Annotated in this window: 29 protein-coding genes; 1 reads left to right on the top strand and 28 read right to left on the bottom strand. The window is 55.9% G+C overall.

The window, feature by feature from the left end:
* From ACML7B_RS00885 to spoIIIAA, 19 genes are all read right to left on the bottom strand, one after another.
* Positions 1–606 (bottom strand): AAA family ATPase (locus ACML7B_RS00885; RefSeq protein WP_418538889.1); only part of this gene is annotated, 606 nt, incomplete at its 3' end.
* An 11-nt stretch (positions 607–617) separates the two neighbouring features.
* Positions 618–1,064: an arginine repressor gene (gene argR / locus ACML7B_RS00880; protein WP_418538886.1), complete on the bottom strand. Its 447-nt coding sequence runs from the start codon at positions 1,062–1,064 to the stop codon at positions 618–620.
* Between the two features lie 3 nt (positions 1,065–1,067).
* Entirely contained in the window at positions 1,068–1,901 is an 834-nt protein-coding gene (locus ACML7B_RS00875) for an NAD(+)/NADH kinase (RefSeq protein WP_346708553.1), read from the bottom strand.
* A gap of 10 nt (positions 1,902–1,911) precedes the next feature.
* Positions 1,912–2,724 (bottom strand): TlyA family RNA methyltransferase, encoded by an 813-nt coding sequence (locus tag ACML7B_RS00870; protein ID WP_346708554.1) that lies wholly within the window; start codon positions 2,722–2,724, stop codon positions 1,912–1,914.
* A gap of 3 nt (positions 2,725–2,727) precedes the next feature.
* Positions 2,728–4,593, bottom strand: a complete 1,866-nt coding sequence (gene dxs, locus ACML7B_RS00865; RefSeq protein ID WP_418538883.1) for a 1-deoxy-D-xylulose-5-phosphate synthase — start codon at positions 4,591–4,593, stop codon at positions 2,728–2,730.
* Positions 4,594–4,608: 15 nt separating this feature from the next.
* Positions 4,609–5,511, bottom strand: coding sequence for a polyprenyl synthetase family protein (locus ACML7B_RS00860; protein ID WP_418538881.1), 903 nt, complete (start codon positions 5,509–5,511; stop codon positions 4,609–4,611).
* Entirely contained in the window at positions 5,495–5,728 is a 234-nt protein-coding gene (gene xseB / locus ACML7B_RS00855) for an exodeoxyribonuclease VII small subunit (protein ID WP_341456713.1), read from the bottom strand. The genes ACML7B_RS00860 and xseB overlap by 17 nt, the downstream gene beginning before the upstream one ends.
* Complete coding sequence (gene xseA / locus ACML7B_RS00850; protein WP_418538878.1) at positions 5,721–6,932, bottom strand: exodeoxyribonuclease VII large subunit; 1,212 nt, start codon at positions 6,930–6,932, stop codon at positions 5,721–5,723. Before xseA ends, xseB begins: the two co-directional genes overlap by 8 nt.
* Before the next feature lie 14 nt (positions 6,933–6,946).
* Positions 6,947–7,345, bottom strand: a complete 399-nt coding sequence (gene nusB, locus ACML7B_RS00845) for a transcription antitermination factor NusB (protein ID WP_106788461.1) — start codon at positions 7,343–7,345, stop codon at positions 6,947–6,949.
* Positions 7,346–7,729 (bottom strand): Asp23/Gls24 family envelope stress response protein, encoded by a 384-nt coding sequence (locus ACML7B_RS00840; RefSeq protein ID WP_106788462.1) that lies wholly within the window; start codon positions 7,727–7,729, stop codon positions 7,346–7,348.
* A 66-nt stretch (positions 7,730–7,795) separates the two neighbouring features.
* Complete coding sequence (locus ACML7B_RS00835; RefSeq protein ID WP_346708558.1) at positions 7,796–9,397, bottom strand: peptide chain release factor 3; 1,602 nt, start codon at positions 9,395–9,397, stop codon at positions 7,796–7,798.
* Between the two features lie 84 nt (positions 9,398–9,481).
* The gene (locus ACML7B_RS00830) at positions 9,482–10,123 is read right to left on the bottom strand and encodes a SpoIIIAH-like family protein (RefSeq protein WP_346708559.1); all 642 of its coding nucleotides are present in this window, start codon (positions 10,121–10,123) and stop codon (positions 9,482–9,484) included.
* Between the two features lie 27 nt (positions 10,124–10,150).
* The gene (locus tag ACML7B_RS00825; protein WP_418538874.1) at positions 10,151–10,717 is read right to left on the bottom strand and encodes a stage III sporulation protein AG; all 567 of its coding nucleotides are present in this window, start codon (positions 10,715–10,717) and stop codon (positions 10,151–10,153) included.
* Entirely contained in the window at positions 10,704–10,970 is a 267-nt protein-coding gene (locus tag ACML7B_RS00820) for a stage III sporulation protein AF (protein ID WP_346708561.1), read from the bottom strand. Before ACML7B_RS00820 ends, ACML7B_RS00825 begins: the two co-directional genes overlap by 14 nt.
* A gap of 19 nt (positions 10,971–10,989) precedes the next feature.
* Positions 10,990–12,132 (bottom strand): stage III sporulation protein AE, encoded by a 1,143-nt coding sequence (locus ACML7B_RS00815; RefSeq protein ID WP_346708562.1) that lies wholly within the window; start codon positions 12,130–12,132, stop codon positions 10,990–10,992.
* The gene (locus ACML7B_RS00810) at positions 12,129–12,515 is read right to left on the bottom strand and encodes a SpoIIIAC/SpoIIIAD family protein (RefSeq protein ID WP_346708563.1); all 387 of its coding nucleotides are present in this window, start codon (positions 12,513–12,515) and stop codon (positions 12,129–12,131) included. Before ACML7B_RS00810 ends, ACML7B_RS00815 begins: the two co-directional genes overlap by 4 nt.
* Before the next feature lie 47 nt (positions 12,516–12,562).
* Positions 12,563–12,757: a stage III sporulation protein AC gene (gene spoIIIAC, locus ACML7B_RS00805; protein WP_106788471.1), complete on the bottom strand. Its 195-nt coding sequence runs from the start codon at positions 12,755–12,757 to the stop codon at positions 12,563–12,565.
* 12 nt (positions 12,758–12,769) lie between these two features.
* Entirely contained in the window at positions 12,770–13,288 is a 519-nt protein-coding gene (locus ACML7B_RS00800) for a hypothetical protein (RefSeq protein WP_418538870.1), read from the bottom strand.
* Positions 13,285–14,226, bottom strand: coding sequence for a stage III sporulation protein AA (spoIIIAA, locus tag ACML7B_RS00795; protein WP_418538868.1), 942 nt, complete (start codon positions 14,224–14,226; stop codon positions 13,285–13,287). Before spoIIIAA ends, ACML7B_RS00800 begins: the two co-directional genes overlap by 4 nt.
* A gap of 107 nt (positions 14,227–14,333) precedes the next feature.
* Between spoIIIAA and ACML7B_RS00790 the strand changes: the two genes are divergently transcribed.
* The gene (locus tag ACML7B_RS00790; protein ID WP_418538865.1) at positions 14,334–15,557 is read left to right on the top strand and encodes a metallophosphoesterase; all 1,224 of its coding nucleotides are present in this window, start codon (positions 14,334–14,336) and stop codon (positions 15,555–15,557) included.
* Here the strand turns inward: ACML7B_RS00790 and ACML7B_RS00785 are convergent.
* The 9 genes from ACML7B_RS00785 to infB all read right to left on the bottom strand — a co-directional run.
* Entirely contained in the window at positions 15,508–16,815 is a 1,308-nt protein-coding gene (locus ACML7B_RS00785) for a M18 family aminopeptidase (protein WP_418538892.1), read from the bottom strand. The genes ACML7B_RS00790 and ACML7B_RS00785 overlap by 50 nt on opposite strands.
* 8 nt (positions 16,816–16,823) lie before the next feature.
* Positions 16,824–18,050, bottom strand: a complete 1,227-nt coding sequence (gene pepT, locus ACML7B_RS00780) for a peptidase T (protein WP_418538863.1) — start codon at positions 18,048–18,050, stop codon at positions 16,824–16,826.
* Between the two features lie 76 nt (positions 18,051–18,126).
* Positions 18,127–20,214 (bottom strand): polyribonucleotide nucleotidyltransferase, encoded by a 2,088-nt coding sequence (locus ACML7B_RS00775; RefSeq protein WP_418538861.1) that lies wholly within the window; start codon positions 20,212–20,214, stop codon positions 18,127–18,129.
* 200 nt (positions 20,215–20,414) lie between these two features.
* Positions 20,415–20,681: a 30S ribosomal protein S15 gene (gene rpsO, locus ACML7B_RS00770; protein ID WP_106788478.1), complete on the bottom strand. Its 267-nt coding sequence runs from the start codon at positions 20,679–20,681 to the stop codon at positions 20,415–20,417.
* A 128-nt stretch (positions 20,682–20,809) separates the two neighbouring features.
* Positions 20,810–21,730, bottom strand: coding sequence for a riboflavin biosynthesis protein RibF (ribF, locus tag ACML7B_RS00765; RefSeq protein WP_346708570.1), 921 nt, complete (start codon positions 21,728–21,730; stop codon positions 20,810–20,812).
* 11 nt (positions 21,731–21,741) lie between these two features.
* Positions 21,742–22,647, bottom strand: coding sequence for a tRNA pseudouridine(55) synthase TruB (truB, locus tag ACML7B_RS00760; protein WP_418538858.1), 906 nt, complete (start codon positions 22,645–22,647; stop codon positions 21,742–21,744).
* Positions 22,644–23,597 (bottom strand): bifunctional oligoribonuclease/PAP phosphatase NrnA, encoded by a 954-nt coding sequence (locus tag ACML7B_RS00755; protein WP_346708572.1) that lies wholly within the window; start codon positions 23,595–23,597, stop codon positions 22,644–22,646. The genes truB and ACML7B_RS00755 overlap by 4 nt, the downstream gene beginning before the upstream one ends.
* Positions 23,566–23,964, bottom strand: a complete 399-nt coding sequence (gene rbfA / locus ACML7B_RS00750) for a 30S ribosome-binding factor RbfA (protein ID WP_106788483.1) — start codon at positions 23,962–23,964, stop codon at positions 23,566–23,568. Before rbfA ends, ACML7B_RS00755 begins: the two co-directional genes overlap by 32 nt.
* A gap of 45 nt (positions 23,965–24,009) precedes the next feature.
* Positions 24,010–25,749: translation initiation factor IF-2 (gene infB / locus ACML7B_RS00745; protein ID WP_418538856.1), on the bottom strand; the 1,740-nt coding region annotated here is incomplete at its 5' end.

Raw genomic sequence — 25,749 nt, 5'->3', positions numbered from 1 at the left:
CGCCGCCTTCTCGATCTCCTCCACCTCGAATTCCAGAAATGCCATCTCTTTGGCCCGCTGGGACTCGTCCATAGAGACTTCCTCCAGCTCTTTCTCACAGGCCCGGTAATCCCGGTAGGCTTCCTGCACTGCCTGCCGGCAGCCGGCCCCTTCCTCCCGAGCGAAGGCATCCAGGATCTCCAGATGGTTTTTCTTATACAGCAGAGACTGATGTTCATGCTGGCCGTGGATGTCGATGAGGACGGCGGACACTTCCCGCAGAAGTCCCATGGTCACCGTCTCCCCGTTGATCCTGCTCACACTCCTGCCTTCCATCAGCCGGCGGCTTAAGACCACCATCCCTTCCTCCGGAAATACATCCAGGGCTTTAAGTCTCTCGATCTGCCCGGGATCCCGGATCTCAAAGGTAAGTTCTACAAACCCGTAATCCGCCCCGTCGCGGATGATGTCCCTGGTATATCTGCCGCCCAGGGCCAGATTCACAGACCCCAGGATGATGGACTTGCCCGCCCCGGTCTCACCGGTCAGGATATTCAGGCCCTCGCCGAACTCTACTTCGATCTCATCGATGAGGGCCAGATTCTTCACATGTAAACTCCGTAACATACTGCCTCCCGTCAGACGATCTTGCCGATCTTATCCATCACCTTTATGGTATCCTCCACACTGCGGATGGCGCACATGATGGTGTCGTCCCCGGCGATGCTTCCCACCACCTCCGGCCAGTTCATGGCGTCAATGGCCACGCAGACCGCGTTGGCCATCCCGGTTACCGTCTTGATCACCAGGATATTCTGGGCCATATCCATGGACAGGAATCCTTCCCGGAGCACCCGGATGTATTTCTCGCCCATTTCCCCGTCTCCGCTCTGGTGGACTGCATAGAACTGTTTGCCGTCTTCCGCCGGCACCTTGGTCAGCTTCAGATCCCGGATATCCCGGGACACGGTAGCCTGGGTCACCTTGAATCCTTCCTGATTCAGATAGGCCGCCAGCTCTTCCTGGGTCTCGATCTGGTGTTTGTTGATCAGTTCGATGATCTTTGCGTGTCGGTTTACTTTCATGTCCTAATTTCCTTTCATCTTTCTGCGCAGCATCTCCAGAAAACTGATCCTGCTAAGGCGCATGAGCCTGGTGGAAGCTCCGGCTCTTCGAATGGTTACTCTGTCTCCTGTCACCAGCGGCAGGGTGTCCGCCCCGTCGAAGGCCACCATGGCTTCTTCCACCGCGTCATGGCGTCCCTCTGCGATCTCGATCACGATCTCGTCCTCTGCAGAGAGCACGATACTGCTGGTGTTCAGCGCGTGGGGACAGATGGGAGTGATCACGATCATGGATGCCGTGGGTTCTACGATAGGCCCTCCGGCGGACAGATTATATGCCGTGGAGCCGGTGGGCGTGGAAATGATCACGCCATCCGCCTCGTAGGTATTCAGAAGCTCCCCGTTCACATAGATCCGGAAATGGATCAGCCGGATCTCCGTCTTCCTGGATACCACGATATCATTTAAGGAAATATCCTTCCTTCCGTCCTGAAGGGTTCCCTCCAGCATCATCCGGTCTTCCAGGGTATAATCCCCCTCAAGGATCTGGGCGAAGGCGTCCTCGATGTGGTTGACTTCCACCTCGGTGAGATACCCAAGCGTCCCCATGTTGATCCCCAGCACCGGGATATTCCTTCCGTGCAGGAACCGGGCCACCTCGATAAGGCTTCCATCCCCGCCGATGACCACGGCGCAGTCGATCTTCTCAGGGATCTTCTCCCGGATGATCTTCTTGTCCCCGTCCTTCTCACAGAGAACGCAGGTCTTTCCCGCGTCGGTAAGAAGCTGCTTCACTTTTGCCGTCACACGGCCGTCCGCGTCCTTTCCGTCATTTGTCACGATCAGAAAATGTTCCATGTCTCTCTCCCTATTCTTTGGCCAATGCGGTGAAGGCCTGCTCCACCGTCCCCCGGATGTCTACATTCCCGGCCTGTGTCCCGGTCTCTCTGCCGCATTTCTTCAGATGGACCAGATATTCGATGTTCCCCTCCGGTCCCCGGATGGGGGAAAATTCCAGCTCCAGTACGTCAAAGCCGATGGAGCAGGCGTAATCCGCCACTTTCTGGATCACTTCCCGGTGGGTGGCAGGCTCGCGCACCACGCCCTTCTTCCCCACCTTCTCCCGGCCCGCCTCAAACTGAGGCTTGATCAGCGCCACGATCTCACCGTCCCCGGTGAGATACTCCCGGATGGGCAGCAGCACTTTAGTCAGGGAGATAAAGGAAACGTCGATGGAGGAAAATTCTACCGGCTCCCCGATGTCTTCCGGCGTCACATAGCGGATGTTGGTCTTCTCCATGCACACCACCCGGTCGTCCTGGCGCAGCTTCCAGTCCAGCTGGCCTCTCCCCACATCGATGGCGTAAACCTTCCTGGCCCCGTTCTGGAGCATACAGTCCGTGAACCCGCCGGTGGAGGAACCCACGTCGGTGCACACCTTCCCCTCCACCGAAAGATCAAAATGGTTCAGGGCCTTCTCCAGTTTCAGCCCTCCCCGGCTCACATAGGGAAGGGTATGCCCCCGCACCTCGATCTTGCATTCTTCTTTGAAGGTTGTCCCCGGTTTGTCTTCCTTCTGGCCGTCCACATAGACGTTCCCGGCCATGATCACCGCCTTGGCCTTCTCCCGGGAGGCTGCCAGATTCCGCTTCACCAGCAGTACATCCAAACGTTCTTTCATCTTCTATAACTCCTTATATGCTTCCAGGATCCGCTTTGTCAGGGATTCCGGATCAAGCCCTGTCTCCCGGCGCAGGATCTCCACACTGCCGTGCTCCACATAATCATCCGGCAGAGACAAAGGCAGGATCCTGGCCTTAAGGCCGCGCTTACATGCAAACGCAAGGACCCGCTCCCCAAAGCTTCCACAGGGCACATTCTCCTCGATCACCCCGATCAGGTCATGGGTCCTGGAAAGTTCCACAAACATCTCCTCATCCAGGGGCTTCACAAACCGGGCGTTCACAAGGGTACAGGAATATCCTTTCTCCTTCAGCATGTCCCGCACCGCCGCAGCTGTCTCAAACATGTGTCCCACGCTTACCAGAGCGATGTCTTTCTCTTCCCGGATCATCTCGCTCTTTCCATAGACCACCGGCGCCCGGAACTCCCGGTATCCGTCGTACGCAGTCCCTCTGGGATAGCGCAGCGCCACAGGCCCTTCAAAAGCCAGGGCGAATCTGAGCATGTCCGCCAGTTCCCACTTGTTCTTGGGGGACAGGATGGTCATATTAGGAATGCTTCCCAGGTAGGACAGGTCGAAGATCCCCTGATGGGTCTCCCCGTCGCTTCCCACCAGCCCGGCCCGGTCCACTGCCAGCACCACCGGCAGGTTCTGCAGGCCCACGTCATGGATCAGCTGGTCATAGCCTCTTTGCAGGAAGGAGGAATAGACGGCGAACACCGGCTTCATCCCTCCCGCCGCCAGCCCGGCGGCAAAGGTCACTGCATGTTCCTCCGCGATCCCCACGTCAAAGAATCGATCCGGGAACATCCGGCGGAACCGGGACAGCCCGGTGCCGTCCGCCATAGCCGCGGTGATGGCCGCGATCTTCGGATCCCTTCTGGCCTCATCGCACAGGACCTTGCCAAACACATCTGTGTAGCTGTCTTTTTTCTCTCCCGAAGAACAGACTTCCCCGGTGGCTATATCGAAGGGGCCGATACCGTGGAACTTGTCCGGCGCCTGCTCCGCAGGGGCGTACCCCTTGCCCTTCCGGGTCAGCACATGAAGGAGCACCGGACCGTCGATCTTGCTGGCCTCCCGAAGGGCCCGGCACAAAAGGGACAGGTTATGTCCCGGCACAGGTCCCAGGTAAGTGATCCCCATGTCTTCGAAAAACATTCCCGGCACCACCAGCTGCTTAATACTGCTCTTGGTCTTGCGGATCTTCTCGATGAGAGGATCCCCGATCACCGGGATGCTGTGAAGGGTATTGGTCACGCCTTTCTTAAGGCCGGTGTAGATATCCGCCGTCCGCAGTTTGGCCAGATACCGGGACATCCCCCCCACATTTTCTGAGATAGACATATGGTTGTCATTGAGTACAATGATAAAATTCGTCTTCAGATGAGCGGCGTTATTAAGAGCTTCATAAGCCATTCCCCCGGTCAGAGAGCCGTCCCCGATCACAGAGATGACCCGGTAGTCCTCTCCCTTAAGATCCCGGGCAGCCACAAGTCCCAGCCCGGCTGAGATGGAAGTAGAACTGTGTCCGGTATCAAAAGCGTCGCAGGGGCTTTCCTTGCGCTTGGGGAACCCGCTCATCCCCCCGTAGCGCCGCAGGTCGTCAAACCCCTCTTTTCTCCCGGTGAGAAGCTTGTGGGTGTAGGATTGATGTCCCACATCCCAGATGATCTTATCCTGGGGAAGGTCGAACATCAGATGAAGGGCCATGGTCAGCTCCACCACACCCAGGTTGGAGGCCAGATGCCCTCCGGTCCTGCTCACCTTCTCCACCAGGAACTGCCGGATCTCCTCTGCAAGGATCTCCAGTTCTTCCCCGCTTAAGTTCTTGATATCATTTTCCTTTTGTATCCGCTCCAGCATATCAGACACTCCTTTTTATCGGTCCCTGTGGATCAGCTGTACCAAAAGCTGCGCAAGATAGGGATTCTCCCCCGGAAGGGTGTTAAGAAGCCGGATGGCCTCATTGGAGCGCTCCTCCACGATCCTGGCCGCCTCACCGGCTCCCATCAGCGTCACATAAGTGGTCTTCTCATTTTTCTCGTCACTGTGCACCGGCTTGCCAAGCACTTCCGGGGTGCTGGTCACATCCAGGATATCGTCCTGGATCTGGAAGGCCAGTCCCACGCAGGAAGCGATCTTTTCCACCGTCTTTATCTCCTCTTCGGATGCGCCTGCCAGGATGGCGCCCACCATCATGGACGCCTCGATAAGCGCCCCGGTCTTCAGTTCATAGATAGTGTCCAGCACTTCCTTCTCCACCGCCTGGCCGGTCTTGCCCACATCAATGACCTGACCGCCGATCATCCCGCGGATCCCCGCTTTCTCTCCCAGCACCTGCAGGGCTCTCCCGATGGAAGAGGTCTCCTCCGGAGCCAGGGAAAATGCCTGAAAGGCCGTCTCAAAAGCATAGTTCAAAAGAGCGTCCCCGGCAAGGATCCCCATATCCTCTCCGTAGACTCTCCAGGTGGTCAGCCTGCCCCTGCGGTAATCGTCGTTATCCATGGCCGGAAGGTCATCATGCACCAGGGAATAGGTATGTATCATCTCCATGGCCGCCATAAAAGGCGCAAGGGCAGGGGAATCCCCGCCGAACAGCCGGTGGGTCTCCTGCATCAGCATGGGACGCAGCCGTTTGCCTCCTGCCATAAGGCTGTAGTTCATGGCCTCCATGATCCCCTTCTGGTATCCCTCTTCCGCAGGAAGAAAGGTCTGCAGGATCTCCTCGATCTCCTGCACCTTCTCCTTTTGCTGCCTTCCAAAATCACTGTTCGAACTCATGGGTCTCTCCTTCTTCATCCAATATCAGCATTTTCTTCTCAATCTTATCAATCTTATCGTTACAGGACTTCAACAGGTCCATTCCCTTGTGGTAGAGGGCGAAGCTCTCCTCCAGAGAGATGTCTTCCGCCTCCATCCTGCCCACCAGTTCCTCCAGGCGTCCAAAGGTCTGGTCCAGCGTCTCTTCCTGTTTCATTTCTTCGTTCTTCTCAGCCACGGTGCTCCTCCTTCTTCTCCAGGACTTCCGCCCGGATGCTGCCGTCTGTCACACAGATCTCCAGCACGTCTCCCTGCCGGGTCTTATGAATACTTCTCAGCGCCTTTCCGTCTTGCGTCCGGACATAGGCATATCCCTGATTCAGCTTCTCCAGCGGGGACAGCGCCTTCATCCGCTCTACATACAGTTCCATTCGGTGGCGGGTCACAAGAAGCGTCCTGCACGCCCTGGTCCTCATCTGATCCTCCAGATCCATCAGCCGCTGCCGGTAGTCCGCGATCCTCGTTCTGGGATGGAGATGCTCCAGCCGGATGGCCTCTGCCTTAAGCCGGCTCCTCCACAGTTCCACCCTCTGTCTGAGGATCCGCCCCATCCTTCCTTCCAGCTCCCGCATCCGCTCCATGGTCATTCCCAGATCATAGACCGCAAGCTCCGCCGCCGCGGAAGGGGTAGGCGCCCGCAGATCCGCCACAAAATCTGAGATAGTGGTGTCCGTCTCATGGCCCACCGCCGAGATCACCGGCGTAGAGCAGTCAAAGATGGCCCGGGCCACCTCTTCCTCATTGAAGGCCCACAGATCTTCCATGGATCCGCCGCCTCTTCCCACGATGATCACGTCCACCCCCATCCGGTCCAGCATGGCGATGCCCCGGACGATGCTTTCTTTGGCCCCTTCCCCCTGCACCTGGGCCGGATACAGGATCAACTGCACATATGGATTCCTCCGCCGGGAGACATTGATAATGTCACGAACCGCCGCCCCGGTGGGCGCGGTCACCACGCCGATCCTGGAGGCGTAGGCCGGGATGGGCTTCTTGTACTCAGGAGCGAACATCCCCATCTCTTCCAGTTCCCGCTTCAGCGCCTGGAACCGTTCGAAGAGGATCCCTTCCCCGTCAAGGCGGATCTCTCTTGCATAGAGCTGATAGGAACCGCTCCTCTCATAGACGCTCACCCCGCCGAACACGATCACCTGCTGCCCTTCCTGCATACGAAAAGAGAGTCCGCCGCGCTGCCCGGCGAACATGACACAGGCAATCGTTCCAGACTCATCTTTCAGTGAGAAATATATATGGCCCGAGGTGTGGTACTTACAGTTGGACACCTCGCCCTTGACATAGATCCGGCCAAGCATATAGTCCTGCGTGAACATATTCTTGATGTAGGCATTGACCTGCTTTACCGTATAGACATTCTGCGCCATGGTCCACCCCGAATTTACTCCGTCAGTTTGGCCAGCACTCCGTTGACAAACGAAGGCCCGTCAGAACCACTGTATTTTTTCGCCAGCTCCACAGCCTCGTCGATGGCCACGCCCACCGGCACGTCCTCATCCCACTTCATCTCATAGACGGCCAGCCTTAAGATGGTAAGATCCACCTTGTTCATCCGGCTGGTCTTCCAGCCTTTGGTATGGGCGTTGATCAAAGCGTCGATCTCTTCTGTCTTCCCGGCGATCTTCTCTGCCTTTGTCTGAATGTATTCCAAGTCTTCTTCTCTGGCGTCTTCAAGCTGATCGAAATAAAGCCGCATCTGCTCGGGCATCTCCGTCTCTTCGTTAAACTCCAGTCCAAAGATCATCTTGAAGATATGCTCTCTTAGTTCTGTCCGCTTCACTTATGCTTCCTCCGGCACGTCCACTCCGGCGACGCGGATATTTACATCAGCCACTTCCAGGCCGGTCATGTTCTCAATGGCCGCCTTCACCTTCTCCTGCACCTGGCTGGTGATGTCCTTGATCTGGTAGCCGTACTTCAGGTTCAGCGCCAGAGATACGGTCACGATCCCCTCCAGCACATCCACTTTGACGCCCTTGGACAGGGACTTCATCCCCAACTTGCTGATCAGTTCACGGGTGGCGTTCCCCGCCATGGAAGCTACACCTTCTACCTCCATCGCCGCAAGGCCTGCGATGATGGCCACCACTTCGTCCGCGATCTTAACCTCTCCAAGATTCTCGTCCGTCTTTATCGTATATGCGTTTCTTTCTTCTTTTCCCATTGCGGTAACCTCCTGTCTGGTTTTACACTTCTTGTAATTATATCAAATTTGCCCTGTGTTTACAAGCTATCTGCCGAATTCTTCCAGTATCAGCCCATCATTACGCTCCTGGGTCATCCGGATGCTCCACTCGTTGACAAACAGAAGAAGGGGACGCCCTTTCAGATCCTTTACCTTCTTCATATCTGAAGTGCCGGTAAGCCTGTCCATATCGATCTCCTCGTTGCCGATCCACCGGATGTACTCATAGGGCAGATTATCCAGCCGGATCTCCACTTTATATTCATTTTCCAACCGGTACTTCAGCACATCAAACTGGAGCACGCCCACAACGCCCACGATGATCTCCTCCATGCCGGTATTGTATTCCTGGAAGATCTGGATGGCGCCCTCCTGGGCGATCTGGCTGATGCCCTTGATGAACTGCTTCCGCTTCATGGTATCCACCTGCCGGACTCTGGCGAAATGCTCCGGCGCGAAGGTGGGGATCCCCTCATAGGCAAACCGGTCCCCGCTGGCGGTCAACGTATCTCCGATGGAGAAGATTCCCGGATCAAACACCCCAATAATGTCCCCGGCGCAGGCCCGCTCCACCAGCTTCCGCTCGCTGGCCATCAGCTGCTGGGGCTGGGAGAGGCGCACCTTCTTGCCTCCCTGCATATGCCATACATCCATGCCTGCCTCGAACTCGCCGGAGCAGATGCGCATGAAGGCGATCCGGTCCCGGTGGGCCTTGTTCATATTGGCCTGGATCTTGAAGACAAAAGCGGAGAAATCCGGTTCTTCCATAGGATCGATAAGCCCCTTGTCCGACATCCGGGGAAGGGGGGATGTGGTCATCTTAAGGAAATGCTGCAGGAAGGTCTCCACACCGAAATTGGTAAGCGCCGACCCAAAGAAGACCGGGGACAGCTTTCCCTTACTTACCAGTTCCTGGTCAAAGGCTGCCCCTGCCCCATCCTGCAGTTCGATCTCCTCCTCCAGCTGGACCCGCTGGGAGTCGGTGATGAGCCAGGAGATCTCCGGATCATTGATGTCCACTTTCTTCACTTCTCCCTGGGTAGTTCCCTTGTGGGTATCGGAGAAGATCTCCACCTGCCTGGTCTCCCGGTCGTACACGCCCCGGAACTCTTTGCCCGAGCCGATGGGCCAGTTGATGGGGCAGGTAGCGATCCCCAGCTCTGTCTCAATATCGTCCAGAAGTTCAAAGGTATCCATAGCCTCCCGGTCCATCTTGTTGATGAAGGTGAAAATGGGAATGTGGCGCATGGTACATACTTTGAATAATTTGCGGGTCTGGGCCTCCACACCCTTGGAGGCGTCGATGACCATCACCGCCGAATCCGCCGCCATCAGCGTCCGGTAAGTATCCTCGGAGAAATCCTGATGTCCCGGAGTGTCCAGGATATTGATGCAGTATCCCCCGTAGTTGAACTGGAGCACGGAAGAAGTAACCGAGATCCCTCGTTCCTTCTCGATCTCCATCCAGTCCGACACCGCGTGGCGGGCGGTCGCCTTGCCCTTCACGCTTCCTGCCTGGTTGATGGCGCCGCCGTACAGCAGAAACTTCTCCGTCAGCGTGGTCTTTCCCGCATCCGGATGGGAAATGATGGCAAAGGTCCGCCGCTTTTCAATCTGGTTTTTCAGTTCGCTTTTTATCTGATCCATAACCGTACACTCCTACCCATATGATATCCATTCTAAACGCACTTTAAACAGTATAGCACAAGCGCCTTTGTTCCTCAACCAAAACTATTTTGCTTCTTCTCCCTGTGCGTTCACCGGCGTGATCACCACATTCTCCGCCGCCACCCCGGTCTTGCGGGTCACGATATCCTCGATCTGGGCCCGGTTGGCATCGCTTAACTCCGCCGCGTTCACCACCACGTCCGCCGACTCATCTGTAAGGCTTACCACTGCTTCGCTGAAGCCTTTGGAAGCAAGCAGAGTCTCCGCCGCCGCTTCCTTCTCGGCGATCTCCGTCATGGCCACCATCTGGTTCACCGCCTCCTGCTTCTGCTCATCGCTTAAGTTCTCGTTGTCGATGATCTCCAGCAGGGATTCCTTGTTCTTCGCCCGCACCTGCTCCCGGGTCACCTTGGCTTCCGCCACCACCCCGCTTACTTCCCCGCTGGTCAGCACTGCCTCGCCAGGCGTTCCCTCTACGCTCCCGTCTTCCGCCTCGGAATCCTGGCTCTCAATATCCCCGGAAGCGCTTGCCAGATCTTCCTCAGAGATGTCCAGAAGCTCCTGGCTTGCCAGGTCCGCGTTCGCCTCCTGGGCGTCGTCCTCCCCGGAAAACAGTCTCCCGGAATAATTCAGGTATCCCGCCGCTGCGATCATAACCGCCAGCGCCGCGATGATGATCTGATTCTTCTTAAATATCCGTTTCACTCTTTCTCTTCCCTCCTGGCCATAGATTTATTGCTTCTTCATTATCCTAATCTTATGCGTGTCTATCCCGAATAATGCCTGAACCGCCTGGGTAATCTCTTGTTCTACCACCGGGTCGTCCCCGCCCTGAGCCAGGATCACCACCCCTTCCACTTCCGGCGCCATCTCCTTGCTCACATAGGGCTGCTGCCCCTGTCCCTCTGACTCTGCATAAACGGCGGTCTGGGCGCTGGTGGCGCTTCCGGTGGTCCGGGTCCCGCCCTGGCCGTCAGATTCTGTCACCGTCTCAGACCCCTTCTCCAGATCCTTTTCCACCACCTTCTCCCCGGAGGAAGCTAAAGTGACCATGGCCGTCACATCCCCGGCTCCCGCCATCTGAGAGAGCACTTCCTCCAGCCGCCCTTCCAGGTACCCGGCATAATCTCTGTCCCCGGAAGAAGAGATCTGCATGTTTTGTGCCCCCTGCCCTTCCCCCTTCTCTTCTGGTTCCCGAACCGGCAGCGCGATGACCAGCAAAAGGACGCCTGCCAGGAACAGGATCAGGATCTGATCCTTCTTCCACTTCTTCTGCCTCAGTTTCTCAATGATCTCCAACCTGAATCTCCTCCACTCCCTTGATCTCTTCCAACTGTTCCAGCCAGGAATCGTCCCGGTATGCATCCCGCAGCTCCTCTTCCATCTGGAACAGCTTAAGCACCGGCGCCAGGACTAAAAGGATCAGCACCAGCCCGGTGAAAAACCGGATATATTTCTGATAGCCGGACCGGGGCAGCACATGGAGGAGCGCCGTCACCAGCACCAGGTAGAAGGCCACATTGCGGATCCATTCATACAGATAGGCAAACATCTTTTCTCCTCTCCTTTCCTCACAGGCTGGTCAGAGCCGCCACCACCACAATGGTCAGAAGGAACAAAAGTCCGGTGGTGAACACCACCCGCATCAAAAGCCGGCACCCGTCGCCCACACTTTCGATGCACCCTGCCACCCGCTGGTCTGACACCGGCTGGATCAGGGCCGCCGCCAGTTTATAGAGAAGGGCGATACAACCGATCTGGACAAGGGGCACCACACAGAGAGCCACGCAGATCACCGCCCCGGTCACCCCGATGCCGTTTTTCACCAGCACCGCTGTCCCAAGGGCCACTTCCGTGACTCCGCCGATGGCGTCCCCCACCCCCGGGATCGCTTCCACCCCGCGGGTCAGGGCGCTTCGTTTTACCGAGTCCACCGCCGGGCTTATCAGGCCCTGGATCACGTTGAGCCCCACCACACAGGCCAGCACCGTCTTCAAGGCCCAGGACACTCCCATGTGCAGGACCCCTGCCAGCTTGCTTAAATAATCCTCCCTGGAGAGGAAATTCAGCACCTGGACAATAAAGTAGATGTGGATCACCGGCAGCAGAAATCCTGCGATCACCATCTGGGCCAGGTAGATCAGGAAAAGCACCAGGTTGTAGAAGGCCACCGCCGTCACACTCCCCTTGGCCACTGCCACCGCCAGGAAATAGACCGGGCAGAAGACCCCCATGAATGTGGTCAGGGCTTCCACTCCCTCTCCCACCCAGTCCAGCACCGCCTGGAAGGAATTAAGGCACAGAGCCACCAGAAGAAGGTAAAGGAGATAGAAGCTGATCTCCGAGATCTGCCGGCTCTGGAACACTCCGGAGAAGTTGGAAAACACCGCGGCAATCACAGCGATCAGAAGAATGTGTCCCAGATTCTCCCGGCAGCTTCCCAGGGCGTAAAAAAACTGGTCATACACCAGCCTGTTGAGAAGGCCGGCAGAAACAGCCACGTCCCCCGACAGCACCTCCCCCAGCGTCTCCCCGAAATCCAGCCGCTCCTCCGGGAACAATTCCTCCAAAGCCTCGTCGATCTCGCCATAATCATATTGTTCCAGCTGCTCCTCTTCCAGTTCCTCCGGCTCCATGGCCCGGGCGGACGCCCCCCGGCACAAAAAGGCCACAAGAAGCACAAGAAAAAACAGCCAGAGCCTCCTCCCCCTCATGACAGGAACTCCCCGATGGTCTCCAGCAGGGCCAGAAGCACCGGCAGACTTAAGACCAGGATCGTAAGCTTCCCGAAGATCTCGATCTGCTGGGCAATGGTCTGATATCCGGCGTCCCTGCAGATCCCGGAAGAAAACTCGGCGATATAGGTGACCCCCAGCATCTTGATCAGCGTCCCTATATAGGCCCCGTCCAGACGGATATATCCGCCGATCCTTGCGATGGCTTCTGTGATCACCTGAAGCTGTCCCAGGATCCCCAGGAAGATCAGAATACTTAAAGCCACACTGATGTAGATCCCGTATTCTGCTTTCCCTCCCTTGAACTGAACGGCCAGGAGAACACCGGCCACGCCAAGGATCCCTGCCTGTATGATACTCATATCCTGTCCGCCCCCTTTTCCATCGTTTCTCTTTACACCCGGTCCTTCTACAGGGAAAACAGACTCTGGATCGCCTGGAACAGGTCATAGATATAGGGCACGATCCAGAACAACACCAGTAAAAGCCCGGCAAGGCTTGTCAGAAATGCCTGCTCCTCCCGGCCGCTGTGTTTGAGCACCTGGCTCAGTACAGAGACCAGGATCCCCACCGCCGCGATCTTAAATATCAGGTTTACACTCATGAACGCCTCCTCTTACAACAGCAGGACTGCCACAAATATCCCGCCCATCACGCCAAGGCACCGGCACAGCCTTACCCTGGTCCTCATCTCTTCTCTCGTTTCTTCCAGGGTTCTGGTAAGCTGCTCCAGATAGAGCTCCATGGTGCGAAGCTGCAGTTTCAGATCTGCGCTTCCAAGCTCCAGTCCCAGGCTTTTCAGCCGGTCCAGTTCTCTTGTCGGAAGACGGATGTCTTTAAGATGTCTCTTAATGCTTTCCTCCCAGATCCTGTGGAAGGTCCCGCTTTTTCGCCGCTCCAGTTCCCGGCTCAGCTCCAGGAGCCAGCTTTTGTAAGGCTCTTCCTCCTGCGCGCCGATCCGGGCGAAGATCTCTCCCAGATGGGACCTGGCATAACCCATCTCCCCCTGAAGGGAACAGATCACCCGCTGCAGGCCCAGCAGCCGGGTATATTGTTCCCGGACCTCTCCTGCCTTCACTTCTCCCATCAGCGCCGCTGCCCCCACTACCAGCGCCGCCCCGGCAAGCCGGATCACGGCAGGCTCCCTTCCACATAGAGAAGAGTGCCCCGGGCATCGTAGACCCCCTTCACCTCCCCCACCCGCGTCTTACGGCCAAGGACAATGTACCGCTCAAACCGCTTCTTCGCGATCATCTCTCCAAAGAGGGGCTTCTTCTTCAGCTCCTCCATGGATTCCCCGTGAACCGTCACCAGCATCTTGCAGCCGCAGTGCATGGCATACTCGATGGCATGTACATCTTCCCCCGTGCCGATCTCGTCCACCGCGATCACCTGGGGTCCCATGGAACGGATCAGCATCAGCATTCCCTCCGCTTTCGGGCAGGCGTCCAGGATATCGGTGCGCATCCCCAGATGATTCTGGGCCACTCCCTGGTAGCAGCCGCCGATCTCAGAGCGTTCGTCCACCACCCCCACCGACATGCCTCTGACATATTGATTGCCCCCGGAGACCTGCCGCACAATATCTCTTAGAAGGGTGGTCTTGCCGCAGCGGGGCGGAGACACGATCAATGTGTGGAAAAGCCGCTTATTCGCCGTGATATGGGGAAAAACCGGATCCGCGCACCCCAGCACTTCATGGGACAGACGGACGTTGACAGAGGAAATGTACCTCAGATTCTTCACTTTTCCTTCTTCCATGATTGCCTGTCCTGCCATTCCGATCCTGTGTCCTCCTTCAATAGTGATAAATCCCTGCCGCATCTCTTCCTCGTATGCATACAGGGAATAATTGCTCACATACTCCAGCATTTCCCGGATATCCTCCCGGGTTACCTGATAGGGCCTGCCCCGCTTCTGTCCCGGGATCCTCTCTTCTCCCCGGTAGATCAGGATCAGCGGCTGTCCTACTCTCAGGCGGATCTCCTGGAGAAGATCATAACGAAGTTCCTCTCTTTCCACCTGGCGCCGGACTGTCCCCGGCAGGACATTTAAGATCTGCTTCTCCTTCATCTTTGTCCACCTCTTTCTACATCAATATATGACGCGGGTTTTCATTTATGCCTGAATATGTTACAATCCCAGTGATCGATTTTTACGGCTGATAAAGGAGGTTCTATATGCTGGCTGTTTTTCTGGCGCCCTTTTACCTGTTATTTAATTTCTATATCTTCCGCTGGCTGATCCGGTGGATGTCTTCCTGTACCCGGTATTTTCAAAAACCACTGCTGCGGGGCGTTGTGCTCTTCCTCTACGCCTTCCTGGCCCTGTCCATCCTGCTGGCCTTCCTGTGGCCTGCCCGGTGGCTCTACGCCCTCTCCAACCTGTGGTTCGGAAGCTGCTGTTACATCCTGCTGATCGTCGCGGCGGCGGATCTGATCCGCCTGGTATTAAAATATCTGGTGAAGGTGCCAAAGGAGAAACTGTCCTCCCGGAAGGTCTTCGTCACCTCCGGGGCTTTTTGCATTCTCCTGATCCTCTCCCTGTCCGTCCTGGGCTATGTTAACGCCCGCAATATCCGCACCACCCATTATGAGGTGACGGTGGACAAATCCTGTCAGGATCTTTCCTCCCTGCGGATCGTCCTGGCGGCGGACCTGCATCTTGGCTACAACATGGGAAATGACCAGATGAAGCGGATGGTTGAGAAGATCAACGCCGCAGACCCGGATCTGGTGGTGATCGCCGGAGATTTCTTCGACAATGATTTTGACGCGGTAGAGGACCCGGAGACCATCTCCGCCACCCTGCGCCAGATCAGGAGCCGGTACGGTACTTACGCCTGCTACGGCAACCACGACATCCAGGAGAAGATCCTGGCCGGCTTCACCTTCCCCTCAGACGAAAAAAAGGAAAGCGACCCGCGGATGGACGCTTTCCTTGCAGATTCCAATATTCAGCTTATGCAGGATGAAACCCTGCTGATCGACGACGCCTTCTATCTCATTGGCCGGGCGGACCGGGAACGGCCGGGACGGGGGATCCAGAAGCGCATGACGCCCCAGCAGCTGACAGAAGGCCTGGATCAGACGAAACCCATCCTGGTCCTGGATCACGAGCCGGACGAACTTTCCGAACTGGCTGCGGCAGGGGCAGACCTGGATCTCTCCGGCCACACCCACGACGGACAGCTCTTCCCCGCCAATCTGATCGTAAGCATGGTGTGGGAAAACTCCTGTGGTTACCTGGAAAAGGACGGAATGCACAGCATCGTCACCTCCGGTGTAGGAGTATTCGGGCCCAACATGCGGGTAGGGACCAAGAGCGAGATCTGCGTCATCGACTGTCAGTTTCTTACCGGCGAATCGTATATTCACGGATCCCGCTGTCAAAGAACGCTTTGACAGCCCGGATCATATAGGCGCAGTCCCGCGCGCCTGCCGTCTCATAGGCTGAGTGCATAGAAAGCTGGGGAAGTCCGATATCCACTGCATTCATGGACACCTGGGACATGGCGATATTGCCCAGGGTACTGCCGCCTCGCATATCAGAGCGATTGGCAAAGAACTGAACCGGGATCCCTGCCTTTTCACAGATCCCCTTCCACAAGGCGATACTGACCGCATCACTTGTATACTGCTGCCCGGCATGGGACTTCACAACCACACCCTCATTCAGATAGACACAATTATTCTCATCCGTCTTCTCCGGATGGTTCGGATGTACCGCGTGGGCGTTATCGCAGCTGACCATGAAGCTGGAAGCCACTGCGCAGCGCAGTTCTTCCGCCGTTTTCCCCAGGCCGTCATTGATCCGATCCAGCACATCCTTAAGGAACGTAGATCCGGCGCCTTGTTTCGTATTAGATCCCACTTCCTCATTGTCAAAGCAGGCAAACACATTGACCGCGCGCTGGTCAGCCCCTTTCAGGAATCCGGCAAAAGATGTGTAAGCGCTCTGCAGGTCATCCAGATGAGGCGCTGAGATAAACTCGCCTTCTCTCCCCCAGATGGAAGGTCTCATCCGGTTGTAGAGATAAAGATCCATCCCCATGATCTCTTCCGGTCCTGTCCCCAGCTCCTCTGCCACCATCTGCCTTACAGCCCCTTCCATATCAGAGGCTTTCCCCGCAAATAACGGGAGCATATCCACCTGCCTGTTAATGGCGCACTTCTCGTTAACCTCCCGGTTCATGTGGATGGCCACGCTTGGGATCAGCACCAGATCCCGGTCGATCTTCACAAGCGCCTCCCGGAAACCATCCTTATCCCGCAGGATGGCGCGCCCGGCCAGTGAAAGAGGCCTGTCCATCCAGGTGGTACACAGGATACTCCCATACCCTTCTGTGTTGAGCTTCACATAGTGATCCTTTACCGAAAGCTCCGCTTTCTCCTTCAGCTTGAATGTGGGAAAATCACTGTGGGACACCGCAATCTTAAAACTGTAATCCTCCAGCGAGGATCCGATCCGGAAAGCAATGATGCTAGATCCGTTTCGCACGGTATAGTATGCCCCGCCTGGTTGGATATTCCAGCCCTCCCGTTCTGAAAGCAGCTGGAAGCCATGCTCTCTAAGCATGCGGGCAAAATTGTCCACCGTGTGGAAAGCAGTGGGACTGTCCGCCAGAAAAGAGAGCAGTCCCTGTATATCTTCTCTATACATTTCCATATCTATTTCTCCTTATATGCAGCGTAACTCTTCAGGATATCCCTGACAATGCCCACTACCAGATCCATCCCCTCCACTGTAATGTGTTCAAAGGGGCCATGGAATGCAGAGCCGCCGGTTCCAAGGTTCGGGCAGGGCAGGCCTTTGAAGCTGAGTCTCGCTCCGTCCGTACCGCCGCGCACCGGAGATACATCCGGCGTAAGTCCTGCTTTTTCAATGGCCTTCCTGGCAGTGTCCACCAGATGCATACAGGGCTCGATCTTCTCTCTCATATTGTAGTAAGACTCCACAATCTCCAGCTCTACCGTTCCCTCGCCGTACTTCTTGTTCATTTCTTCCTGGATCCGGCGCAGCGTCTCATGACGCTTTTTAAACTTCTCGCTGTTGTGTTCACGGACTAAATAGCGCATCTGCGTCTTCTCCGTATTTCCGTTAAAAGCCATCAGATGGAAGAAGCCTTCATACCCTTCCGTTGTCTCCGGCCGCTCGTCCGGCAGCATGGACTGGATCTCCATACCGATGAGCTGGGAATTCACCAGGATGTCTTTCGCGCTCCCTGTGTGCACATTCACACCGTGGATCGTAAAATACGCCGTAGATGCGTTGAAATTCTCAAACTGGATCTCTCCTTCGATGTCGCCGTCCAGCGTATAGGCGAAGTCCGCGCCAAAGCGTTCTACATCAAAATGCTTCGCGCCCCTTGCGATCTCCTCATCCGGGGTAAAGCCGATACAGATCTTTCCATGGGGGATATCCTCCTTCAGGATCTCCTCTGCCACTGTGATGATCTCCGCTATACCCGCCTTGTCGTCCGCCCCCAGAAGCGTGGTCCCGTCCGTCGTAATAAGCGTGCGGCCCTTCATGTTCTTCAGATGCGGGAACTCCTTGACAGAAAGTACTCTTCCGCTGTCTCCAAGCTTCACATCCTCTCCATTGTAATTCTCGATAATCTGAGGATGGATGTCCTTTCCGGAGAAATCCATCACGGTATCCATATGGGCGATCAGGCCGATGGCCGGCTGATCCTCATAGCCGGGAGTAGCCGGGATCTCCGCGTAGAGATAACACATGTCGTTAAGCTCCACTTTTTCAACCCCTATGTCTTTCAACTCCTGCACAAGGAGCCTGCCCAGATCAAACTGTCTCTCCGTGGACGGAACGGTCTCGCTGGTCTCGTCACTTGTGGTCCAGACACTTACATACTTTAAAAATCTCTCATATGCTTTCATCGTTTTTTCTCCTTAAGTTTCCCCTTTGGCAAAAACCCCGTATCCGCCTTACACGGTTACGGGGTTCTAAAACAATTTATTTCGCCACGTCTTTCATACTGAAGGAGAATCTTCCCATCTTGTCCTTGCCAAGGCATACCACCTTGACCACGTCTCCCAGTGTCAGCACGTCTTCCACATGATTGACTCTCTCCTTGGCCAGCTTGGAGATGTGTACCATCCCCTCCTTGCCCGGAGCGAACTCCAGGAAAGCTCCAAACTCTTTGATGCTGACAACCTTTCCTTCCAGCACCTGTCCGGCCTCAAAGTCGGTGACAATGATATGGATCAGCTTTCTTGCCTCTTCCATGGCCTCTGCCTCTGTGCCGCAGATGGATACAGAGCCGTCGTCCTCAATGTCGATCTTCACGCCGGTCTGCTCGATGATGGCGTTGATGGTCTTGCCTCTCTGGCCAACCACATCGCCGATCTTCTGGGGATCGATCTGCATCTGGATGATCTTCGGCGCGTAAGGTCCTACCTCCGGTCTCGGCTCGGCGATGGTCTTGGCCATCACTTCGTCCAGGATGTAGAATCTGGCCTTTCTTGCCGCCGCGATGGCTTCCTCAATGATCGGACGGGTCAGTCCGTGGATCTTGATATCCATCTGGATGGCGGTGATACCCTCGTGAGTACCTGCCACCTTGAAGTCCATATCTCCAAAGAAGTCTTCCAGTCCCTGGATATCCGTCAGCACCAGATAATCATCGTCGGTGTCTCCAGTCACCAGTCCGGTGGAGATTCCAGCCACTGCAGTCTTGATGGGCACGCCTGCCGCCATCAGCGACATGGAAGAAGCGCACACACTTGCCTGAGAAGTGGATCCGTTGGACTCAAAGGTCTCTGATACGGTACGGATCGCATATGGGAACTCGCTCTCACCTGGCAACACCGGAAGAAGCGCCCGCTCTGCCAGAGCCCCGTGTCCGATCTCACGGCGTCCCGGACCTCTGGAAGGTCTGGTCTCGCCTACGGAGTAGGACGGGAAATTGTAGTGGTGCATATACCGCTTGGAGGTCTCAGCCTCATCCAGTCCGTCCAGCCGCTGTGCCTCAGACAGAGGCGCCAGTGTAGTAATGGTGCAGATCTGGGTCTGTCCACGGGTAAACATAGCAGAACCGTGAACTCTGGGGATCAGGTCTACTTCCGCTGCCAGCGGACGGATCTGATCGATGGCTCTGCCGTCCGGACGCTTGTGGTCCTTCAGGATCATCTTGCGCACCGTCTTCTTCTGATACTGGTAAACCGCCTCGCCCAGCACTTCCAGCCACTCTTCCTTCTCCGCGAAGGCCTCGGTCAGCTTCTCTGTGATCTGGCGGATATTCTCTTCTCTTATCTGCTTCTCATCGGTAAATACCGCTTCTTCCATCTGTGCGGGAGGAACGATCTCCCTGATCGCCTCAAACAGTTCCTCCGGAACCGCGCAGCTCTCATATTCATGTTTGGGCTTGCCGCACTCTGCCACGATGGTATCGATGAACGCGATCACCTTCTGGTTCAGCTCATGGGCCGCGAAGATGGCGTCGATCATCTGCTGCTCCGGCACTTCCTGTGCACCCGCCTCGATCATGATCACCTTCTCCCTGGTGGAGGCAACCGTCAGCGAAAGTGTGGATACCTCTCTCTGGGCTGCCGTCGGGTTGAACACCAGCTCTCCGTCTACCAGGCCTACCTGAGTGGAAGAGATGGGGCCGTCAAACGGAATGTCAGAGATGGTGGTGGCGATGGCCGCTCCCAGCATGGCGGTAAGCTCCGGGGAGCAGTCCTGGTCTACAGACAACACCAGGTTCTCCAGGGTAACGTCATTGCGGTAATCCTTGGGGAACAGCGGCCGCATGGGACGGTCGATGACACGGCAGGTCAGGATGGCGTTCTCAGACGCTTTTCCCTCTCTTTTGTTGAATCCTCCCGGGATCTTGCCTACCGAGTACAGACGCTCGTTGTACTCCACGCTTAAGGGGAAGAAATCGATCCCCTCTCTTGGTTTTTCAGAAGCGGTGGCCGTACACAGAACAGTGGTATCACCGTAATGCATCAGCACCGCGCCGTTTGCCTGCTTTGCCACTCTGTCCACGTCAACGCGCAGAGTTCTGCCGGCCAGTTCCATTTCATACTTTTTGTACATATCGGTCTCCTTTATCGTTTATTCTTAAGGGAAGGGAGTCCGAAACTACTGAAAAAAGCACTTTGCCGCGGAAAATGCGCTTTTCAGTGGTCTCGGGAGCTCTCCCTGCCCATAATCTTATTCATTGTATCATATTTGCTCCGATAACGCAATTAAAGACGGGGGAAATTTCAATTTCCCCCGTCTTCTGTCTGAGCAGATTATTTTCTCAGTCCAAGTCTCTCGATCAGAGAACGATATCTCTCGATGTCGATCTTTCTCAGGTATGCAAGAAGGCCTCTTCTCTGTCCTACCATCTTCAGAAGTCCTCTTCTGGAGTGATGATCCTTCGGATTGTTCTTGAAGTGCTCGGTCAGATCGTTGATCCTTGCGGTCAGGATAGCTACCTGAACCTCCGGTGAACCTGTGTCTCCCTCGCTTCTTCCATACTCAGCGATGATCTTTTCTTTCATCTCTTTTGTGATCATGTCTTGTCTCCTCCTTTATTCTCTGTTAAACGCCTGGCATTAAGCAATGGTCGGAGTGTCCGATTACCGAACGCCGGCTTTCCACCAGCACAGTATAGCACAGGTATCCGTGCCGCTTCAACCCTTTTTTACAAAAAATAGGCGCTTCCTTCTCCCCGGGCAAAATATTCCCGGCCGCCGGCGATATCCCGGTCAATCTGAGCCTTCATCTCCTGAACGCCGGCGAATTTCTCTTCCGGACGGGCAAAATCCAGAAGCTCGATCCGCACTTCCTTGTCGTAAGCGCTGCCCTCATAGTCAAAGAGGAAGCTCTCCGCCAGCAGTTTCCCTTCTGTTGTGACTGTAGGCTTGACCCCCACATTGGTGATGCCGGCATACCCGGTCCCGTCCACCCAGATACGGCTGTAGTAAACGCCCCGCGGAGGTGCGATCTTCTCCTGCGGCCAGGTCACGTTAAAGGTGGGAAATCCCAGCGTCCTTCCCAGCTGCTTCCCGTGCTCCACCACGCCTTCGATCCCGTAGGGGTATCCCAGGAGCCGGTCTGCCAGCGCGATCTCTCCTGCAGCCATCAGTTCCTTGATGTAAGTACTGCTGATGATCCGTCCCCGATACCGCTCCTTCTCCAGGACCACCGCCTCATAGCCGTAAGTCGCCGCACAGGCTTCCAGCATATTGGCGTCGCCGCCCTGTCCGTATCCAAAATGAAAATCCGTCCCCACTACAACATACTTTGCGTGAAACACCCCGCAGATCACCTTGCGGATAAAATCTTCCCCGCTCATCTTCCGGAACTCCTCCGAAAAGGGACATTCCACCAGGTAATCCATAGTGTCTGCCAGGTGCTCGGCGCGTTCCCGCTTGGTCATCAGGATGTCTTCCCTCTTCATATCGAAGGCACAGACCACACCTTTGACCTTCTCTTCTTCCTTGAACCGGGCCACCTGCCGGGTCAGCGTCTGGTGCCCCAGGTGAAGCCCGTCAAATTTGCCGAATGTAACTGCGGATCTGCCGGTATCTGTATAATGTTCCAGTCCTTTTAAGTATTCCATAATCCTTCCCTTCAGCTGCCGCAAAACATTTTTACTGTTGTATATTCTTCCGCTTCTCTGTGATAGCGGTACAGGGCAAGGAAATTTCCGCCTGCGTCATAGATCCTTACGCAGGCACCGTCCCTTGTCTCCCTGTCTCCATCGGTCATCGACCGTTTTAATCCATTTCCATTATAGGCCAGCTTCTCCCAGCCTTTTTTCACCTGCACGGCAGGATACTCTGCGAAGAGCCGGTCAATGGGGCACAGCATCTTCCCAAGCTCTCCCGCCTTCACTGCAGATGCCACCTTTTCAAGCCTGCAGGCTTCCTCCAGGGCAAAAGGCCCCACACTTGTCCGAAGGAGCGCCTCCATACAGCCGTAACAACCCAGGTCCGCGCCGATATCGTCGCACAGGGTCCGGATGTAGGTTCCCTTGGAACAGCGGACCCGCAGCCGGACTCTGGGAAGTGCCTCCTCCAGGATCTCCAGCTCATAGATCCGGACCCGCCTTGCCTTGCGCTCAATGGTCTTCCCTTCCCGGGCAAGCTCATAGAGCTTTTTGCCGTTTACCTTCAGGGCAGAGTACATAGGCGGGATCTGGTCATATTCACCTACGTATTTGTGCGCCGCCTGTTCCACCATTTCCCTGGTGATCCCCTGTATGTCTCCCCGGTCTGTCACAGTCCCGGTCACGTCCTGGGTATCTGTGCGGATCCCAAGGAGCAGGACCGCTTCATAAGTCTTATCCCGGTCCGTCAGAAGATCGCAGACCTTGGTGGCCCGCCCCAGGCAGACCGGGAGCACCCCTTCCGCCTCCGGGTCCAGTGTTCCGGTATGGCCGATCTTTCGCTGCCCGGTGATCCCCCGAAGCTTTGCCACCACGTCGTGGGAGGTATAGCCTTTCTCTTTATAAATATTTAAAATGCCATGGATCATGCTTTCTCCTCCAGTTGATCCTGGATCAGACCGGAGAGATTGTTCAGCACGTCATGGGGCGTCCCGGCCATGGTGAACCCGGCCGCTTTCTTGTGGCCGCCGCCCCCCAGATACTGGGCCACCTTGCTCACATCCACCAGATTGTTGGAACGCAGGCTAACCTTGTAGACGCTGGGCTTTGTCTCATACATGAAGATGGCCACTTCCACGCCGGTAGTGTCCCTGAGCTGGCTTACGATCCCCTCCAGGTCCTTTGGCTTTACACCGTAGAATTCCATTTCCCGCATACGAATATAGGAGGCGATACATTTTCCTCCCATGAACCGGATACTCTCCAGCAGCGTACGCCCCAGCACCTGGTTCTGCGCATAGGTCTTCTCCACGAAGGTCTTCCGGATCAGCGTGGGCGCATCCACGCCCCTCTCCAAAAGATCCGCCGCCGCCCGCAGGGTAGCCGGCGATGTGCAGGAATACTGGAACACCCCGGTATCATGGACAATGCCAAGATACAGCGCCTCTGCCACGGGAAGGGTGATCTTATCCTTCTCCATTAGGTTGTATATCAGTTCTGAGGTGGAACTGGCATCCGGGACCACATAATTTTCTTCTCCGAAATTTGTATTACTGATATGATGATCCACACAGAGCGTATGAGCCGCCCGGTCGAAAAGCTCCCCGGAAAAGCCCAGCCGCTCTTTGTCTCCGCAATCCAGACAGCAGAACAGGTCATAGTCCCGGTCCTCAGACAGCTCCTGGCGGATCTCACCGGATCGCTGAAGGAAATGGAACGAATCCGGGAGCTCCTCCAGATAGATATCTGTCTGCTTCTCCGGATAATTCTCCAGAATGTAGAGATACAGTCCCATACAGGAACCGGTACAGTCTCCGTCCGGATGCACGTGTCCGCCAATGGCGATCTTATTCGCCGCTCTGATCAGTCTGTCTAACATCTTCTTCCGCCTCCATGCCGCCGGTTACTTCTTCTATCTTCTTAGACATATTTACACCATATTCAATGGACTGGTCCAGTATGAACCGGATCTCCGGGGTGTTGCGCAGGTTCAGCGTCCGGGCCAGTTCCCGGCGGATATAACCTTCCGCGCTTGTCAGACCCTTGATGGTCTCCTGCTGAGCCTTTTCATCGCCCAGCACGCTGATATAGGCCTTGCAGGTCTTAAGATCCGGCGCTACCTCCGCGGCAACCACGGAGGTCCAGGGCGCCACTCTTGGATCCTTGATGCCTCCCCGGATGATACTGCTTAATTCCCGCTGGACTTCCACATTCACCCTGGTGTTCTTAATACTTCTTTTCCGCAATGTTCTTCCTTCTTTCTCTCCAAAGCAGGATCGTCGCAAAGGGCGTTATCTCGGTACTTCCACCATCTTGTAGGCCTCTACCTGATCGCCTTCCTTCACGTCGTTGAAATTGTTGAATACAAATCCACACTCATATCCTGCGCGCACTTCTTTTACGTCGTCTTTAAACCGCTTCAGGGAAGCAAGGGATCCTTCGTAGACCACAATGCCGTCCCGGATGATCCGGGCGGAGCAGTCCCGCTCGAAGGTTCCGTCCAGCACGTAGGACCCGGCGATGGTTCCCACGCCGGAAGCCTTGAACAGCTGCCGCACTTCCGCATGGCCCAGCACCTTCTCTTCGAATACCGGATCCAGCATTCCCTTCATGGCTGCTTCCACATCTTCGATGGCGTTGTAGATCACCCGGTAGAGACGGATATCCACGCCTTCCCGCTCTGCAGTCTCCTTGGCCGTCGCATCCGGACGCACGTTGAATCCGATGATGATGGCGTTGGAGGCGGATGCCAGGCTGACGTCCGACTCGTTGATGGCGCCTACGCCGCCATGGATGATCTTGACTACCACTTCGTCGTTGGACAGTTTCACAAGGCTCTGCTTGATGGCTTCCACAGATCCCTGTACGTCCGCTTTTACTACAATGCCAAGCTCTTTCAGGTTGCCCTCCTGGATCTGGGTAAACAGATCGTCCAGGGAAAGCTTGGATTTTGTCTCTTCCAGAAGTTTTACCTTACTCTGGGAGATAAAGGTCTCCGCAAAGCTTCTGGCCTCTTTGTCATTGCCGCAGCCTACCAGCACTTCGCCGGCGTTTGGCACGTCGTTGAGACCCAGGATCTCCACAGGCATGGAGGGGCCGGCTTCTTTCACCCGGCGTCCCTTGTCGTCCATCATTGCCCGGACTTTTCCGTGGGCTGCGCCGGCCGCTACCGCATCTCCGACGCGCAGAGTTCCCTTCTGCACCAGTACGGTGGCTACCGGGCCTCTTCCTTTATCCAGCTCTGCCTCCAGCACAAGACCTCTTGCCCGGCGGTTCGGATTGGCTTTTAACTCCAGGACCTCCGCCGTCAGAAGGATCATCTCCATCAGATCCTCCAGGCCTTCTCCGGTCTTCGCGGATACCGGGACAAAGATGGTGCTTCCGCCCCAGTCTTCCGGGATCAGCTCATACTCGGTCAGTTCCTGTTTTACCCGCTCTACATTGGCGCTTGGCTTATCGATCTTATTGACTGCCACAATAATCTCAACCCCTGCCGCTTTGGCATGGTTGATGGCTTCCACGGTCTGGGGCATCACGCCGTCGTCCGCCGCTACCACCAGGATGGCGATATCGGTGGAGCTGGCTCCACGCATACGCATGGCGGTAAACGCCTCGTGTCCCGGGGTATCCAGGAAGGTGATCTTCTCCCCGTTCTTCTCTACCACATAGGCGCCGATATGCTGGGTGATACCGCCGGCCTCGCCGCCGATCACGTTGGTGTGGCGGATGGCGTCCAGAAGGGAGGTCTTACCATGGTCAACATGACCCATGACGCAGACTACCGGAGGACGCTTCTTCATCTTCTTCTCGTCCTCCTCGTCCTCTTTCAGAAGCTCCTCGATCACGTCAACCACTTCTTCTTTCTCACAGAGGATATCGAACTCCAGCGCGATCTCTTCCGCGGTTTCGTAATCGATCTCCTGGTTGACGGTAACGATCTTGCCCTGCATGAACAGTTTCTTCACGATCACAGAAGGAACCACTTTCATCTTGTCGGCCAGTTCCTGGATGGTCAGCACCTCCGGAATGGT

The organism is Massilistercora timonensis (genome assembly GCF_048354975.1).
GTDB classification, from domain to species: domain Bacteria; phylum Bacillota; class Clostridia; order Lachnospirales; family Lachnospiraceae; genus Massilistercora; species Massilistercora timonensis.
Note: the sequence above shows the minus strand (reverse complement) of the source record. Positions and strands in the feature narration are given on the sequence as shown.

Bases quoted from the DNA above. Each gene is read 5' to 3' on its own strand.
- argR (WP_418538886.1), bottom strand. From the start codon at position 1,064: ATGAAAGTAAACCGACACGCAAAGATCATCGAACTGATCAACAAACAC.
- ACML7B_RS00875 (WP_346708553.1), bottom strand. From the start codon at position 1,901: ATGGAACATTTTCTGATCGTGACAAATGACGGAAAGGACGCGGACGGC.
- ACML7B_RS00870 (WP_346708554.1), bottom strand. From the start codon at position 2,724: ATGAAAGAACGTTTGGATGTACTGCTGGTGAAGCGGAATCTGGCAGCC.
- dxs (WP_418538883.1), bottom strand. From the start codon at position 4,593: ATGCTGGAGCGGATACAAAAGGAAAATGATATCAAGAACTTAAGCGGG.
- ACML7B_RS00860 (WP_418538881.1), bottom strand. From the start codon at position 5,511: ATGAGTTCGAACAGTGATTTTGGAAGGCAGCAAAAGGAGAAGGTGCAG.
- xseA (WP_418538878.1), bottom strand. From the start codon at position 6,932: ATGGCGCAGAATGTCTATACGGTAAAGCAGGTCAATGCCTACATCAAG.
- ACML7B_RS00840 (WP_106788462.1), bottom strand. From the start codon at position 7,729: ATGGGAAAAGAAGAAAGAAACGCATATACGATAAAGACGGACGAGAAT.
- ACML7B_RS00835 (WP_346708558.1), bottom strand. From the start codon at position 9,397: ATGGATCAGATAAAAAGCGAACTGAAAAACCAGATTGAAAAGCGGCGG.
- ACML7B_RS00820 (WP_346708561.1), bottom strand. From the start codon at position 10,970: ATGTTTGCCTATCTGTATGAATGGATCCGCAATGTGGCCTTCTACCTG.
- ACML7B_RS00815 (WP_346708562.1), bottom strand. From the start codon at position 12,132: ATGAGGGGGAGGAGGCTCTGGCTGTTTTTTCTTGTGCTTCTTGTGGCC.
- ACML7B_RS00810 (WP_346708563.1), bottom strand. From the start codon at position 12,515: ATGAGTATCATACAGGCAGGGATCCTTGGCGTGGCCGGTGTTCTCCTG.
- spoIIIAC (WP_106788471.1), bottom strand. From the start codon at position 12,757: ATGAGTGTAAACCTGATATTTAAGATCGCGGCGGTGGGGATCCTGGTC.
- spoIIIAA (WP_418538868.1), bottom strand. From the start codon at position 14,226: ATGAAGGAGAAGCAGATCTTAAATGTCCTGCCGGGGACAGTCCGGCGC.
- ACML7B_RS00790 (WP_418538865.1), top strand. From the start codon at position 14,334: ATGCTGGCTGTTTTTCTGGCGCCCTTTTACCTGTTATTTAATTTCTAT.
- ACML7B_RS00785 (WP_418538892.1), bottom strand. From the start codon at position 16,815: ATGTATAGAGAAGATATACAGGGACTGCTCTCTTTTCTGGCGGACAGT.
- pepT (WP_418538863.1), bottom strand. From the start codon at position 18,050: ATGAAAGCATATGAGAGATTTTTAAAGTATGTAAGTGTCTGGACCACA.
- ACML7B_RS00775 (WP_418538861.1), bottom strand. From the start codon at position 20,214: ATGTACAAAAAGTATGAAATGGAACTGGCCGGCAGAACTCTGCGCGTT.
- rpsO (WP_106788478.1), bottom strand. From the start codon at position 20,681: ATGATCACAAAAGAGATGAAAGAAAAGATCATCGCTGAGTATGGAAGA.
- ribF (WP_346708570.1), bottom strand. From the start codon at position 21,730: ATGGAATACTTAAAAGGACTGGAACATTATACAGATACCGGCAGATCC.
- truB (WP_418538858.1), bottom strand. From the start codon at position 22,647: ATGATCCATGGCATTTTAAATATTTATAAAGAGAAAGGCTATACCTCC.
- ACML7B_RS00755 (WP_346708572.1), bottom strand. From the start codon at position 23,597: ATGTTAGACAGACTGATCAGAGCGGCGAATAAGATCGCCATTGGCGGA.